The sequence below is a fragment of the Ancylomarina sp. genome (assembly GCF_041555295.1).
GTDB lineage: Bacteria > Bacteroidota > Bacteroidia > Bacteroidales > Marinifilaceae > Ancylomarina.
In genome coordinates this window covers 1-15,652 of sequence record NZ_JBFFKR010000061.1, presented here as the reverse complement: position 1 = coordinate 15,652, position 15,652 = coordinate 1, and the positions used below count along the sequence as shown (strand labels likewise).

Genomic DNA, 15,652 nt, shown 5'->3' with positions numbered 1-15,652 from the left:
GGTGTTGGTTTAACTTTAGTATTCAAAAAGTATATCATTAAGGATTTTGTTAAGCACAATATTACTTCTCTTCTACATGCCATTTCGAAACGGAACAGTATCGTCAAATTACATAAAACATATTCTTCGGTAATTGGTTCTATCATTACTGCTGTATTTGGAGGTAGTATCGGTCTGGAGTCACCAATTATATCTTCGGGTGCTGCTATAGGTTCTAATATGGCTCGTAATTTTCATCTAAATTATAAAGAAATTACGGTGATGATGGCTTGTGGTGCTTCAGGAGCTATTGCAGCTATTTTTAATACGCCAATTGCTGCGATTGTTTTTGCTTTGGAGGTTTTGTTAATTGATTTATCTCGCTTTTCTCTTATTCCTCTTTTAAGTGCATCAGTCAGTGGAGCCATAACAACCAAGTTATTCCTGGATGAGGATATCTTGATTGAATTCGCGATTACACATGCCTTCGAGATTAAAGACATTCCCTTCTTCATTCTTCTAGGTGTTTTATCAGGATTGACTTCAGTGTATTTTACGAGAATGTTCCTTTGGATTGAAAATCGATTTGAGTCTATTCGTTTACTTCGAAAACGGATGCTAATCGGTGGACTAGGACTTGGTATTCTCATTTTTTATTTCCCAGCACTTTATGGTGAAGGCTATAATATTGTTAAGGCTTTAATTGGAGGCCATTTGGATGAAGTTTTTCAATCAAGCTCATTTGAGAATTATACCGATGTCTGGTATATGGTCGTCATTTTTATTGGAGCTATGGTCATTCTTAAAGTTATTGCAGCCTCAATAACTATTGGTGCGGGAGGGATAGGAGGAATTTTCGCGCCTTCTGTTTTTACGGGCGCAATGCTTGGCTTTCTATTTGTATTTATTTACAATCATTTTCAGCTTGGAGAACCCTTGTCGGCTAGTAATTTTACTTTGGTTGGGATGGCAAGTGTTCTAGGAGGTGTTCTACATGCCCCATTAACGGGGATTTTTCTAATTGCTGAAATTACTAGTGGTTATGAGTTGATTTTACCTTTAATGCTATCAACAACCATTTCATTTATCACTGTAAAGAGTCTTCAAAAAGAATCTATTGTAACTTCTCAGTTGGCTAAGAAAGGCGAGCTTATTACGCACAATAAAGATCAAGCCGTTTTACGGTTTATGCAGCTTTCAAAAGTTATTGAAACTGATTTTAATAGCATTAATGAAGATGCAACACTAGCTGATTTGGTTAAAGTGATATCCAAATCGAAGAGAAATATTTTCCCTATTATTACAGAAGAAGGTTTCTTAATAGGTGTTGTTCTTTTGGATGAAGTTCGTGAAATCATGTTCAACGAAGAAATGTACGTAACACCCATCAGTAACTTGATGATCATGCCACCTGCTTCAATTTCTTTAGAAGATTCTATGGAAGCTGTTTTGAGGAAATTTACCGAAACGGGTGCATGGAATTTACCTGTTTTAGATAATGGAAGATACATTGGTTTTGTTTCCAAGTCCAAATTATTCTCAGCCTATCGTCAACTTTTAGTTAGGATTACTGCTGATTAGCTTAACCTCGATACATGACTACTTCTTTTACATCAAGAAATGCTTCTTCAAGTAGACTCATTTGCTTAAAGAAAAAGGTGTAACATTTATCCCAATCATCTTTGTTGTAGATTGATATGTCAGGAAGATGGTAATACAGGACACTTACTTCTTTAAAACCCTTTATAAAGTAGTGTTTGTCCCAAATTAAATCTTGCCCACAGGTTTCATCAATCACGGGTTTGTATTTTTCAAAACTTTCGAATACAGCCAATCTGTTTGCATCCAGTTTACTATCAACCTGAAGCACAACAAAAGCACCCTCCTCATTCAAATCGAACTTCAACTGAACTTCTTTAATCTGAGTACCCTTTAGAACCCATGACGTCATTTTACGACCTTTCTTCTTTGAATAGCGTTTGAATCCATCCCAAAATCCTATTTTAATCGCTTTGGCTTCTTCTTTTGTATACATGTGATGTTGAGTCTGTTGTTATTATCAAAAAGGAATAAAAAAAATATATGCTTTCGGATATTCAAAACGAAAATCTATTTTGAATACAAAAATAAGGATATCTTAAGATTATTAAGCGTTTTAGGAGGATAAAAAATAATGTTATCTTTAGAACTCAAACGATTAAAAATTAATGACTAGACATAGTATCCTAAAATATATATTGCCATTATTACTTCTTTATTCCTTGAAGACAGCGGCTTATTTTGATCCTGACTCGACTAATATCGATTCGATTCGTGTGGCTAGCTATGTTGAAGGGCCACATATCAAATACCTTTCCTCCAATCGAGTTGAAGCCTTTTATATCAAGCACGATAGCCTGAAAAATAGGACAAAAATTATTCGTAAATATTTTAGGTATAAGAATGATACGATTCGCTTCAATGGATTTGCTGGGAATGATCGGGAAGAATATATTATACCGCGAACTATCAAGCCCAACTCAGGATTGATACAGTCTAATGGTAAGATTGCTGTTTTTGGTGATATACATGGGGAATTCGATTCGATGATAGCTATGTTGCGCTACAACAAAATTATCGATGATCATGATAATTGGATATGGGGCGATGGGCAAGTCGTATTTACTGGGGATATTTTTGATCGAGGTGATAAGGTGACAGAATGCTTATGGTTACTTTTCAATCTCGAATTGCAAGCTCAGAAAGTAGGTGGTAATGTCCATTTACTATTGGGGAATCATGAAATGATGGCTCTTTTGTTTGACAATCGATATGTTGATAATAAGTATCTTCATGCAGCACATGCTAATCAATATCATTATTCCCATTTCTTTAGTAGACATACGGTTTTAGGAAAATGGTTGCGTGCCCGTAATACGGTCATACGTATTAATAAACTTCTCTTCGTTCATGCTGGAATTTCTCCAAAATTGATGGAAAAGAAAATGAGTATAAAAAAAATCAATCAGGGAATGCGTCACCATATCAACAACTATACCCAACTTGAAGATACAACTCTCGTGGACTTATTCTTATATTCAGAGAGTCCTTTATGGTATCGAGGCTATCTTTCAAGAACAGAAAAATATTCAAGGATAAGCCTGAAAGAAGTTCTAGAAACTTTAGATTTCTATGAGGCTATCGTTATTATCTTTGGTCATACACCAGTTGCGAGAGTATATCCGTTCTACTCATTTAAACTCATTGCAATGGATATCCCAATTGGGGATCCAAAATATATAGACCAAGGCTTATTGATAGATAATCAGATGTATTACCGTATCTTTGCACACAAAGAAAAAGAACGTATAAAATAGATAAATAATGGATATTCTTTTAAATACACCGGAAATTGCCTCAGAAATTTTAGGAGGCAATTTTCTCGATTTGATGCTACGATTTGGCCTAAACCTTTTGGCGACCATATTCGTTATCATCTTTGTTTATTTTAGAGCTACGGGGAAACGCTCCTATGTGTTTACTTATATTCTAATTTCTACAACGATATTTTTTCTTTGTTTTCTTTTGGGAAGCATTGATCTGCAATTAGGTTTTGCTCTTGGTCTATTCGCTATATTTGGTATTATTCGCTACCGTACCGATACTATTCCTATAAGAGAAATGACCTACCTCTTTTTAGTCATTACACTATCGGTAATTAATGCTCTGGCTAGTCGAGAAGTTAGTATAAGCGCTATTCTTTTTACAAACTCCTGCTTAATGGCAACCACTTGGGTCATGGAGACTGTGTGGATGAAGCGTCATTTGGCTAGAAGAAGTCTTATTTTCGATCGTATGGATCTTATCCACCCCTCAAAAAAACAGGAATTAATTGATAATGTCATGGAAAGGACTGGTATAGAGGTTGTCAAATTTAAAATTGGACAAATTGATTTATCTAAAATGAGTGTTCGCCTGACCATTTTCTATAAAGAAGATACTACACCTGATGTCTTATCTGATCCTGAGATGAGTGATAAAAGTTTTGATCAAGACTAAATTATAGTTTATTAGAGTTTTAACTCTCAAATAAAAGTTTCTTATGAGATCATTTTTTAAAATACAATTTCTTTTTCTGATCTTAATATTCATTTCTGCTAGACTTTATTCTCAAGAGGCAGAAAATGAAAAGCCGTTTGAAGCTCCTTATTTATTTGGTTCTGATACTTTGATTGAACTTTCTATTACCACTAACATTAAAGAATTAATAAGAGATACGGGTAAGAAAAGTAAATATCATCAAGCACGTTTGTCCTATCAATTAGGAGATTCAGTGGTAAGCATGCTTGTACAATTAAAAACAAGAGGGCATTATAGAAAGAATAAAAATGTTTGTGCTTTCCCTCCTCTACGAATTAAATTCGATAAGGCTAGTTCTAGTTATACCCTTTTTCATGATCAGGATAAGTTAAAAATTGTTGGACATTGTAGAAATAATAATTCCCGATTCCAACAAATGATTTTTCAAGAATACCTCATTTATAAAGCTTATCAGATTCTTACGCCTGAAGGCTTCAGTGTTCGTTTAGCAAGAATAACCTACAAAGATAGTGCTAAAGAAGTGAAGAATTTGGAAGAGTATGTTTTCTTTATCGAAGATTTTGAAAAAATGGCGAAGCGTAATGGTAAAATCCCAATTTATAAAGATCGTATTCATCAAAATAATACCATGATCTATGAGGTGACTCGAATGGCAGTTTTTCAATTTATGGTTGGCAATACCGATTGGGGGGTTCCTACTCTTCATAATATTAAGATGATTGCTAAAACTCCGACTTCTCGCCCAGTGCCAGTTCCATATGATTTTGATTGGGCAAGTTTGGTAAATGCCCCATATGCAGTTCCCAATGAGAAATTAGATATTGAGAGTATTCATGAGAGATTGTACCGAGGATATAGGCGAACTCCTGAGGAATTGGAATTTGTTTTTAAAGAGTTTAGGATGAAGAAAGAAAGTTTTTATTCTCTCTATCAGAATTCTGACTTACTCACAGAGAAGGAAATTAAACGTGTTATAAACTATTTTGATGAATTCTATGATATTATCAATAATCCTAAGCTTGTAAAAAGATATTTTATTGATAATTCGCGTCAAGTGCGGTATAAGTAGTTTTTAAAACAATAGTCTCCTTAAATTTTTCAGCAAAGCCTAAAAAGCTTTTCTTTGTATTTGATTAAATATAGATCATCAGATATAGATAATAATGGGATTACTTTTAGCATTTGATAAAAATAAAACTGAGGCTGGTTGCGATGAAGCTGGCCGAGGTTGCCTAGCTGGACCTGTAGTAGCCGCTGCAGTAATCCTTCCTTCAAAGTTTAAAAATGCGATTCTTGATGACTCTAAAAAGCTAAGTGAGAAAAAGCGTTATGCTTTAAGAGAAATTATTGAAAAAGAAGCTTTGGCTTGGGCTGTAGGTATTGTTAGTCCTGAAGAAATTGATAAAATCAATATTCTTAATGCTTCTTTTTTAGCGATGCATCGCGCTATCGATCAATTGAAGGTAAAACCAGAACAACTCTTAATCGATGGGAATCGTTTCAACCCCTATAACAATACCCCTCACCATTGTATCATAAAAGGAGATGGAAAGTATTTAGCCATAGCCGCTGCTTCCATATTGGCAAAAACCTATCGTGATGACCTAATGCTGGAACTGCATGAGAAATGTCCTATCTACGATTGGAATAGTAATAAAGGTTATCCTACCAAAAAACACCGATTAGCTATTCGGGAGTTTGGTAATACACCACATCATCGTAAAACCTTTGGTATGCAGCCTGATCAATTGAGCTTAGAATTCTAAAAAAAACACTCGTCATTTTAGGGAATAATACTTTTCTCAATATTTCCATATAAGCAAGATTATTAGATGATTATCCATCAAGTAAATTTCTTTTCTTCTATTTAGGATGTAAGTACAACGAGAAAATTCGCAACTTAATCTAAATTAATTTTTCACTAAAAAAACCTAATTAACTGCACGACAGATTGTTATCTCTCGATCTTCATTTTGAATCTACATAGCTTTCTTCTCAAATTCAGGAATAATATTAACTTTGTATTCATTGATATACTTATAATCAACATTCACAAATAGTGAAGTTGCTTACCAATTGAAAGTAAGAACTTCACATTAGATTTTAAATTAAAACAAAATGAGGAAATTAGCATCACTGGTTTTGGGTTTAAGCCTTTTGTTGACTTTTAGCACTGCTAAAGCTGACGAAGGAATGTGGCTTTTATCATTACTGAAAAAACAAAATGTTGCAGAAATGCAGAAAATGGGCTTTAAATTAAGCGCCGAAGATATTTACGACATCAACAATAACTGCATGAAAGATGCTATTGTTGGTTTAGGAAGAGCAGGTAGACCTTTCCGTCATTTCTGTACGGGTGAGATTATCTCAAATCAAGGTTTATTCTTAACTAACCACCACTGTGGTTTTCCATCTATTCAATCACATTCAACTACCGAGCATGATTACCTTGCTGATGGTTTTTGGGCATATGATAAAAGTGAGGAGTTGACAAACGAAGGCATAACTGCTTCTATCTTGGTACGTATGGAAGACGTAACTAAGAAAGTTTTATCAACTGTTAATGATGAAATGACTGAAGACGAACGCTATGCAGCGATCGATAAAGTTGCTACTGAGATTGAGAAAGCAACTGAAGAAGCTTCTGAATACAGAGCTAGTGTAAAGAGTATGTTCGAAGGAAACCAGTATTTCCTTTTTGTTTATGAAATTTTCGAAGATGTTCGTTTGGTAGGTGCTCCTCCACAATCAATGGGTAAATTTGGTGGTGACACTGATAACTGGATGTGGCCACGTCATACGGCTGACTTTTCTATGTTCCGTATTTATACGGATGCCAACGGAAAACCAGCTAAATATTCAGCTGAAAACGTACCATTGAAGCCTAAGCATCATTTACCAGTTTCGATCAAAGGTGTTCAGGAGAAAGACTTTGCAATGGTTATGGGTTTCCCTGGAACTACAAAACGTTACCTGACTTCTTTTGGTCTTGAAGAGACAATGAAGATTACAAACAAAAATCGTTACGACATCCGTACAGTGAAATTGGATGTTATGATGAAGGATATGTTGAAAGATCCTAAGGTTCGTATTCAGTACGCTTCGAAGCATGCAGGATCTGCTAACTATTGGAAATATTCTAATGAGCAAAATAAAGCTTTGAAGAAGTTGAACACAATGGGTGCTAAGAAAGAGATTGAGTCTGAATACAACGCTTGGGCTAACAAAAAATCGAAAAGAACAGCTAAGTACGGTGAAGCTCTTAACATGATTGAGAAATCTTATGCTGATCGTAAAGAAGTTCGTTACGATATGTCATTTCTAAGTGAGGCTCTTCTTCAAGGTGCTGAGATGTATATGTTTGCATATAGATCTAATGGTTTAATGAAGAAACTATCAGCTGATACTTTAGATCAAGCTGCTATTGCAAAAACGGTTGAAGGTCTTAAAGGTTCTGCTAAAGGATTCTATAAAGATTATAACCTTCCTACTGATCAAAAATTAATGGCTGCTCTTTTTGCTAAATATGCTGAGAATATTGAGCTAGAGAAACGTCCTGATATCTTTAAAGTAATTGCTGAAGAGTATAATAACGATTTCGAGAAATTTGCTACTGAAGTATATTCTAAATCTGTTTTTGCAAGCGAAGAATCTTTTAATAAGTTTATCGAAAATCCAACTGCAGAAGTTATTGAGAATGATATGGCTTTCAAAGTAGGTAGTTCAATTATTGCTTTGTACAGAACAATTGCTGGTGAAATGAACAAAGGTGCTGAGCAACTTCGAAAAGGTAAGCGTTTATTCGTTGACGGATTGATGCAAATCAATAAGAAGAAAAACCTTGCTCCAGATGCAAATTCAACTCTACGTTTAACTTATGGTACTGTTGGTGGCTATTCACCTAAGGATGCTGTTATCTTCAAGCACTTCACAACTCTTAAAGGTGTAATGGAGAAAGAAGATTCAACAAGCCACGAGTTTAAAGTTCCTGCTAAATTGAAAGAACTGTATAAGAACAAAGATTTCGGTCAATATGCAGATAAAGATGGTAACCTTCATGCTTGTTTCTTAACTAACAGTGATATCACTGGTGGAAATTCAGGTTCTCCTGTAATTAACGGGAACGGTGAATTGATTGGTACTGCTTTTGATGGTAATTCTGAGGCGATGTCTGGTGATATCGACTTTGAAGATAACCTACAAAGATGTATCAACCTTGATATTCGTTACACACTTTTCATCATTGAGAAGTATGCAGGTGCTAAAAATCTAATCGACGAGATGACGATTGTAAAATAATCTCTCTTAAGATATTATCAGTTTTAAACTGATTTTTAAAAACAAAAGGATGTTCGATTGATCGAGCATCCTTTTTTGTTATCTTAATATCCACTAAATTTGTGCAGAATATCATTCATATATCCCGAACGAATCAAATAATATAATGGCAAGAAAAATTACCATGTATACCGATGGCGCTTGTAGTGGCAATCCAGGACCTGGAGGCTACGGCACTGTTCTTATATCAGGCAAGCATCGAAAAGATTTGGCAGAGGGATACAAATTAACAACCAATAACCGAATGGAGTTGCTGGCTGTGATTATTGGTTTGGAAGCTTTAAAAGAAGAAGGTTGTGAGGTAACGATTTATTCTGATTCGAAATATGTGGTTGATGCTGTTGAGAAGAAATGGGTTTTTGGATGGGAGAAAAAGCGATTCAAGGATAAAAAGAATCCTGATCTTTGGATACGATTCCTGAAGATCTTTAGAAAACATCAGGTGAAATTCATTTGGATAAAAGGGCATGCCAATATACCTGGCAACGAACTTGCCGACAAGCTCGCTGTTATGGCTTCTCAAAAGCCTAATTTACCTGATGATATTGGTTATAAGCCTTAGTAGATAATAATGGCTGTTACAATGGCTATTGGGTATAGGCAGAGAATGATTATAAAAAGAATACCTATAAATCGACAATAGGCTTTCAAACTTTGAAGTGCGTGACGCATGATATCCTGATCGCCCAGACTTAAGGCTTTTTTTGTATATCTTGCAAAGCAAAATAGATAGTTCGAAGGAAAGTAAGCCAAAGCAGCCATCAGCAAGAAAAATAATGTCATCCCCAAAGTTGGCAGATCATGATTGAAATGGGATTCAATCTTATGCGCAATTAAAGGAAATACAATTGAGGATAGCAGAAGGATTCCAGATTTTACAAAACCCAGAATGGCTAAAAATTTCCCCCACATGGCAATCTCTTTTAGATAAGTCTTAGATATCTCATCAATACAAAGATCTTTTAAATCGGCTGTATCATTCATAACTTAAGTTTTAGATCCACTCTATAAGTTACGAAATTTCAGGGAGAAAGCGATAAAACTAGATGACCATGAAATTAAGTCCAGATATCTTAAATCTATTTAAAACATCTTCCATTTCATCTTGGTTAGGTTCATTTAGGTAGGTGTATTTTTCTCTAATTCCATGTTTTCTCATCTTAATCAGAACCTTTGTAACTTCAGGAGATAACTTTTTCATTAGATCTATAATCTTTTCAACTTCGTCGTCGCTGTTATTATAAGTTGGAACAAGTACTAAACGCAATTCTTTGAGTTTTCCTTTGATATCTAGGTAATGAATGGAGTTCAATATTTTTTCATTTGTAAAACCAGTAATTTGTTTATGAATTTCAGGGGAATGGGCTTTAATATCAATCATGAAACCGTCAACCCAATCAATAATCGATTCCCATTTATTTTGCTCAACATTTCCATTAGAATCAATTAAAATAGAAAGGCCTCTAAGCTCAGGATGGTTTTTTATTGAGATGAATAATTGCTTTAGGAATTCAGCTTGTAGCATGACTTCGCCGCCAGAAACGGTAATCCCAGATATAAAATCCTTCACCTCCAAAATCTCAGAAATCAAATCATTTACAGACATTTTTTTATAGAAAGGACTGCTATTCTCGGGGCAAACTTTTAGGCAAGTATCGCAATGTGTGCAGGTCGCTTCATTATGAACAATCTGTTTCTTCTCCTTATTAATGGTTAAGCTTTGTGTAGGGCATGCATTTGCGCAAATTCCACAATAATTGCACAAGCCAATGGTATGTGAATTATGGCAATACATGCAATTCAGATTGCAAGCTTGAAAAAAGATGACCATTCTGTTGCCAGGGCCATCAATCACACTCGATTTGATGATGCCACTAATATTGGCTCGCAGTTCGCTCATGAGAGTTGACTCTTTTAGCAATTCGTTTATCCACATCGGCATTGTCCATCGAGTTGGCTGCAAAAAGGGTGCTACCATATCTCGATCCTTCTTCTCTAAATTCTTTCAAATCGCTTCGGCGAACCAAATAGCCTGTGATCCGAATAAACTCACTATCCGATAGATTGAATGTGAACATTCTCATTCCCTTTTTAAAAGCACCTTTGATGATATCAAGAACAGCAAGTGGGTTTCGTTTTACCGTATCGTCGAAATGGAAGATATCGCTTATACCACCATTAAACAAGTGATGATGGGGAGCGACCGTCTTAATATGTGAATAGATGTCAGGCTCTTCGCCAATAGGAATTCGTGCTCCAGCTGTTTCTTCAATATCGATATCTATTCCCGATTGAGAATGGAAAAAAGCTTTTCCATTGTTGGCTTCGCAATAAGGTAATTGTCTTGAATCAACCACTTTTTTCATCTCTTCAAGGATTCGATGTCCCAATTGATTTGCTTCATCGTTCTGTCCGTAGGTAAAATCTAGTCCATCATTTTTCATCAAGAGATTTACGCACTCTGCAAGTCCATAAAATCCAAACATCGCAGAGAAATTATCTAGCTTGATAATGCCTTCTTGAGCTAAGAAATCGGTTTCGAAGTACTTCACAGTTTCGACCAAATATTTTATCCTTGCTTCAATTACATCTAGTGTCATCTGGCAATATTTGGGTAATGTCTCAGATATAAAATCTTCAAGATTGCCGTGATGCGAATCGGTGATTTTTTTCAGATTCAAACGGATTAAAGTATGAGATCCTCCACCCTCGGGTAAAGAATTATAACAGCTTACGACACCATAATTTCCTTTAAAATCAGTCGAAGTCATATTGTGATTTGCAATATGAGGTTTAGCGACTTCAAATACCGTTTTTACAGCCTCAGTTAAAAACGCATCAGATGTTTTTTCAGTATCGTATTTTAAAGTCAGGTTAGGAACCACTTGTTTGAGTTCCCGCTCAATTTTCAATATTGATCGGGCAATAATATTGTCTTCTGGTCCGATATTGGCGTGTACAAAAGCGTCTGGCAAACATCTATCAATATAGCGCCAAAATAGTTTTAGTTTCTTATATATGGCTTCCTCTGTTAGGTCTCCAACATAGGGAAGCAGTAGTTGATCGATATTTCCCAAGTAAACAGAATAGCCTGTTATTGAAGGAACATGGATATAAAGAATAGATAGGAAATTGATAGCCTCGTCGAAGTCAGTCGGTGGCTCAAGTTCAAGGTACTTTATTCCATTCTTAAGAGCGAGTTTATAGTCTGGAAGAATGTAACGAGGGCGATAGGGAGCAGATCCTTCAAACAGGTCGCAAATGATTTTTTCGCTCAAAGCCTCCATCGCTTCAGCAGATACTTTAGGATAGGCTTGCGTACTTTCAGCGATATAAGCTAAATGATGTTTTTTCTGTTTGTAATCGATGTTGCCGTCCGTTAAAACGTCATGAACTCTTGCCTTAATATCTTCCATTCTCTCTCAATTTGATAATTAGACTTTCAGTAACTAATTATTTGACCTCAAAAATAGCGAAATCCTACTTTATATGAAATGTTCTTAAATGCAATCTTTTGTGGTCAACAAAAGATATATGGATGATTTCATCGGAATATGCTGTTTGTATTTAGAATAAATATACTTAGGCAGTTAGCGGTTTGTGGTTTCTTTTCGTTTTATATTTTGTTTTGAGTATGCGTAATTAGAGTAATAAAATATTCTTTTTTGAAAGTGTAACATTTTAAATATCTCTGCATCAAAAGGGCAAACAAACAATAAAAAAAAAGGAATTATGAAGACGATTACAACAACTATTGCGCTTTTAGTATTATTCAGTCTTAGTGTATCGGCAGGTTTACAATCAATAAAAGTTGAAGTAAAGGGAAAAGGTAAGCCCGTTTTATTACTGGCAGGTTTTACATGTACAGGTGATGTCTGGGATGAGACAGTATTAGAGATATCTGAAACTAACGAATGTCATATTGTTACCTATGCTGGTTTTGGAGATGTTCCTGCTCTCGATACTTTGTGGTTACAAACCATTAAACAGGATTTAGATATTTATATAGAGCAAAACAATATTGAAGATTTATCGATTATTGGCCATAGTATGGGAGGGACTCTTGCTCTTTGGTTGGCTAGTGAAAAGAAACACCATATAAGAAATATCCTAGTTATTGACGCTTTACCTTGTATGGGGGCTTTGATGATCCCAAATTACTCAAGTGAAACGATTAGCTGTGATACGCCATATGCTAGGAATTTATTAAGTATGTCTGATTCTGACTTTAGTGGAATGGCTATGAATTATGCAAAGTTTATGTGTAAGAACACATCGAAACACGAGCAGATTGCAAATTGGATAAAAATATCTGATAGAAAAACATATGTGAATGGCTATTTTGATCTTTTAAAGCTCGATTTACGAAAAGCTCTTTCGAAAGTTGATGCTTCGGTTACCATATTGGCTGCAGCTAATCCCTCAAAGAGTATGGTAGAAAAAACATATAATGAGCAGTATACTCTCTTAAAAAAGAAAGAATTCATCTATATTGAAGATTCAGCTCATTTTATAATGTATGATAAATATGATGTCTATATTGAGAAGGTAAAACAGTTTTTAGATTAAAGTAATTATGAGTAAAGATAAGATGTTTAATGCCCTGTATAAGGATAATTATTCGACGGTGTATCGTTTGTGTTTATCTTATGTATCGGGAAATAATGAAATCGCTGATGACTTGGCGCAAGAGGTATTTGTTAAGATATGGCAAAACTCTGATAGCTTTCGTGAAGAATCTCAAATAAGCACCTGGATATATAGAATAACCGTAAATACTTGTTTAATGCATCTTCGTAAAATTAAGAAACTACAGGAGAAATATACCGATGAAATACCTGATCTAATTAATGACGATGAGGATGAGTTGAAGCAAGAAAAATTGAATTTGTTACGATCCTGTATGCATAGGCTAAATGAGATGGGTAAGATTTTAATATCTCTCGTTTTAGAGGATGTTTCGCAGAAAGAAATTGCGGACATAGTAGGCTTAACCAATGAAAATGTAAGGGTTAAGATTCACAGAAATAAAGGCAAACTTTTTAAATGTATTAGCAGTAAGGAAATGCAAAATACTTTATAGATAATAGATAGAAATCATGAATAACTTTAAAGATATACAGTCAATATGGGATAGTCAGAAAAATGATGATACAAGTGAAATTCCTAAAACGCTGAGAAAAAAAATCAAAAAGGCTAACAGTGTTGTGAACGATAGTCATGCAAGAACTATCATTATTTTATCGATAACAGCAATTTTAATAACAATAGGCTATTCCCTAATTATTAAGCAAGGCACACTTATTACAATTACAGGACTAGTAGCCATGCTGTCGGCTTTAATAATTAGAATTGGAATAGAAGTCGTGAGTTTAGATAGAAAAAAGAAGTTGGATGTTTTAGCTACATCTAAACATTTAGCTAAGGACCTGTCAAATTACTATAAGTGGCGTAAAAAGATTCATAAGTTTCCAACTCTTCTTACAGTTTCAGCTTATATACTTGGTGTAGGTCTTCTATTTATTGAGTTTAAGGTACATCTTACACCTTTTTGGTTCAACTTTTTCTTAATAGAGTTTATAGTCATAGCGATTGTCCTATTTTTCTTTATTCGAAAGAAGATAAGGCAAGAAGTAAATTCTCTCACAGAATTGATTGCCATGTACGAGGCAGAGTAAATATTTATGAAAAGTATTGGCTTGTTGAGGAAAATGTGCCAGCAGCATCTTCAATACTTTTTTCAATAATAAATTCAAAACAGTCTTTATTTTCTGATTAGAACAGTAAATTTTGTAGTGTATAAGTATATGAAGCCAGATCAGAAGATTTGGCTTTTTTATGTGGGAATAATTTAAGATGATGATTTTCCAATTCTAGAAAATCTATGAAAACAATTACTAATAATTAGGAATCTGTTGTCATATAATCGTAATTTGTTTTGGGATATTAAAATTCCACCTAGAAATATTAAGAACTTACCCCGAAATATTAAGGAGTTAATACAATTTCTTAGTAATCTAATCCAATATATTAATTAACCTACTTAGGAGGACATATGTTCCCGTCTACTTATTCCGACTTTATTCCAGTTTTATAGGAATATGTGCAAAGAAATTAGAAAATGTATTGGGCTTTAAGGTCTGGATTTTATAGATTTACATAAAGACAGTTTTTATCTTGATAAAATCTAGTACATATGAAAAAGTATGAACCTATAAATGAGATTATTCTATTTGAAATGAAGAAACAGGGGCTTAACACTGTTGATTTATCTCGAAGATTAAACCTGAGTAGATCTTCCACCTATTATATTTTAAGTAGACCAAATATTCAAATCGATAGACTTTGGGAAATATGTGAAGTTCTACAAATCAATTTCTTTCAGATCTTATCGAATCAGCTACAAATTGAAAATTCAGATGGACTCCTTGCCGATGAGGAAAAAGAAGCCTTAAAAGCCGAAAATAAAACTTTGAAAGAGGTGATTAAATTATTGGGTAGTGCGAATTAAGTGGCTTGCGATTATATTGTAAGTGTGATTTTTTTTTAAGCTAAAGGGTAATGCCTCGCCGCATCCTTAATACTATTTTCCACGCTGATAAATTCAAAATTTAAAGCCTCCTTAATTTTCTGATTAGAATAATAGGTGCGATTGTGAGATGATCGTGCTGTGGCCCTTGTGAAGCTAGGTTCTTGAAATAGGAAAATCTTTTTCAAGTAAGACAATCTCCATCCAATTCCAGTCATTAGTGGAGAAGCATATTTGTTTGGTTCAGGTAAGTTAAGAGCTTTAGCAATACTTTTGAAGATAAATTCGTAGCTGTAATTATCGGCATTTAAAAGGAAGCGTTGATTTTTGATATTAGAATCCATGAGTTGAACCATTGCTTTGCTAACATCTCGCACATCAACATAACCTGTAATGCCTCGGGTGAAATATTTTAAGCCTTTAGCTACAGTCGTAAAAAGCATCGAAGAACCCTTATGCCAATATCCTGGGCCAAGAATAATTGAAGGGTTTACAATAACCGCATCAAGACCTTCTTCTATACCTCGCCAAACCTCAAGTTCAGAATTAAATTTACTCATTGAATATCCCGATCGTTTATCTTCAGGACTCCATGGGGTTGTTTCTGTTACAATGTCGCCTTTCTCCTCAGGGGTTCCCAAAGCTGCAACCGAGCTGACATAGCATAGCTTCTGAATTTTGTGTTCAATGCAAGCGTCAACAATATTTCTTGTTCCCTCAACATTG

General features: G+C 34.7%; 16 protein-coding genes. 11 read left to right on the top strand and 5 right to left on the bottom strand.

What is annotated here, in order from left to right; translation table 11 throughout:
- A partial coding sequence (locus ABY905_RS06790) for a chloride channel protein (RefSeq protein ID WP_372641873.1) occupies positions 1 to 1,560 on the top strand: 1,560 nt, incomplete at its 5' end.
- Position 1,561: 1 nt separating this feature from the next.
- Here ABY905_RS06790 and ABY905_RS06785 read toward each other — a convergent pair.
- Positions 1,562 to 2,014, bottom strand: a complete 453-nt coding sequence (locus ABY905_RS06785) for a DUF4268 domain-containing protein (protein ID WP_372641871.1) — start codon at positions 2,012 to 2,014, stop codon at positions 1,562 to 1,564.
- A 172-nt stretch (positions 2,015 to 2,186) separates the two neighbouring features.
- Here ABY905_RS06785 and ABY905_RS06780 point away from each other — a divergent pair, with 172 nt between their 5' ends.
- The 6 genes from ABY905_RS06780 (at position 2,187) to rnhA (ending at position 8,959) form a co-directional block, all read left to right on the top strand.
- Positions 2,187 to 3,335 carry a metallophosphoesterase gene (locus ABY905_RS06780; protein ID WP_372641869.1) on the top strand — a complete coding sequence of 383 codons (1,149 nt, stop codon included), beginning with the start codon at positions 2,187 to 2,189 and terminating at the stop codon, positions 3,333 to 3,335.
- Between the two features lie 7 nt (positions 3,336 to 3,342).
- Positions 3,343 to 4,017 (top strand): DUF4956 domain-containing protein, encoded by a 675-nt coding sequence (locus ABY905_RS06775; protein ID WP_372641867.1) that lies wholly within the window; start codon positions 3,343 to 3,345, stop codon positions 4,015 to 4,017.
- 43 nt (positions 4,018 to 4,060) lie between these two features.
- On the top strand, positions 4,061 to 5,128 hold the full coding sequence (locus ABY905_RS06770) for a hypothetical protein (protein ID WP_372641865.1): 1,068 nt from the start codon (positions 4,061 to 4,063) through the stop codon (positions 5,126 to 5,128).
- 94 nt (positions 5,129 to 5,222) lie between these two features.
- Positions 5,223 to 5,825: a ribonuclease HII gene (locus ABY905_RS06765; RefSeq protein ID WP_372641863.1), complete on the top strand. Its 603-nt coding sequence runs from the start codon at positions 5,223 to 5,225 to the stop codon at positions 5,823 to 5,825.
- 352 nt (positions 5,826 to 6,177) lie between these two features.
- On the top strand, positions 6,178 to 8,358 hold the full coding sequence (locus tag ABY905_RS06760; protein WP_372641861.1) for a S46 family peptidase: 2,181 nt from the start codon (positions 6,178 to 6,180) through the stop codon (positions 8,356 to 8,358).
- Between the two features lie 145 nt (positions 8,359 to 8,503).
- Positions 8,504 to 8,959 carry a ribonuclease HI gene (gene rnhA / locus ABY905_RS06755; protein ID WP_372641859.1) on the top strand — a complete coding sequence of 152 codons (456 nt, stop codon included), beginning with the start codon at positions 8,504 to 8,506 and terminating at the stop codon, positions 8,957 to 8,959.
- Here rnhA and ABY905_RS06750 read toward each other — a convergent pair.
- Genes ABY905_RS06750 through ABY905_RS06740 form a run of 3 tightly spaced genes read right to left on the bottom strand, consistent with a single transcriptional unit; the run spans position 8,956 to position 11,813 of the window.
- On the bottom strand, positions 8,956 to 9,381 hold the full coding sequence (locus ABY905_RS06750; RefSeq protein WP_372641857.1) for a hypothetical protein: 426 nt from the start codon (positions 9,379 to 9,381) through the stop codon (positions 8,956 to 8,958). The genes rnhA and ABY905_RS06750 overlap by 4 nt on opposite strands.
- A gap of 58 nt (positions 9,382 to 9,439) precedes the next feature.
- Positions 9,440 to 10,297 carry a YjjW family glycine radical enzyme activase gene (locus tag ABY905_RS06745; protein WP_372641855.1) on the bottom strand — a complete coding sequence of 286 codons (858 nt, stop codon included), beginning with the start codon at positions 10,295 to 10,297 and terminating at the stop codon, positions 9,440 to 9,442.
- Positions 10,272 to 11,813: a YjjI family glycine radical enzyme gene (locus ABY905_RS06740; RefSeq protein WP_372641853.1), complete on the bottom strand. Its 1,542-nt coding sequence runs from the start codon at positions 11,811 to 11,813 to the stop codon at positions 10,272 to 10,274. The genes ABY905_RS06745 and ABY905_RS06740 overlap by 26 nt, the downstream gene beginning before the upstream one ends.
- A gap of 316 nt (positions 11,814 to 12,129) precedes the next feature.
- On the opposite strand from ABY905_RS06740, the gene ABY905_RS06735 reads away from it, so the two are divergent.
- The 4 genes from ABY905_RS06735 (at position 12,130) to ABY905_RS06720 (ending at position 14,908) form a co-directional block, all read left to right on the top strand.
- Positions 12,130 to 12,966, top strand: a complete 837-nt coding sequence (locus ABY905_RS06735) for an alpha/beta fold hydrolase (protein ID WP_372641851.1) — start codon at positions 12,130 to 12,132, stop codon at positions 12,964 to 12,966.
- A 7-nt stretch (positions 12,967 to 12,973) separates the two neighbouring features.
- A complete protein-coding gene (locus ABY905_RS06730) occupies positions 12,974 to 13,480 on the top strand; it encodes an RNA polymerase sigma factor (protein WP_372641849.1) in 507 nt (168 codons plus the stop codon).
- A 16-nt stretch (positions 13,481 to 13,496) separates the two neighbouring features.
- On the top strand, positions 13,497 to 14,075 hold the full coding sequence (locus ABY905_RS06725) for a hypothetical protein (protein ID WP_372641847.1): 579 nt from the start codon (positions 13,497 to 13,499) through the stop codon (positions 14,073 to 14,075).
- A 518-nt stretch (positions 14,076 to 14,593) separates the two neighbouring features.
- Positions 14,594 to 14,908 (top strand): helix-turn-helix domain-containing protein, encoded by a 315-nt coding sequence (locus tag ABY905_RS06720; protein WP_372641845.1) that lies wholly within the window; start codon positions 14,594 to 14,596, stop codon positions 14,906 to 14,908.
- 35 nt (positions 14,909 to 14,943) lie between these two features.
- Here the strand turns inward: ABY905_RS06720 and ABY905_RS06715 are convergent.
- A partial coding sequence (locus ABY905_RS06715; RefSeq protein ID WP_372641843.1) for an NAD-dependent epimerase/dehydratase family protein occupies positions 14,944 to 15,652 on the bottom strand: 709 nt, incomplete at its 5' end.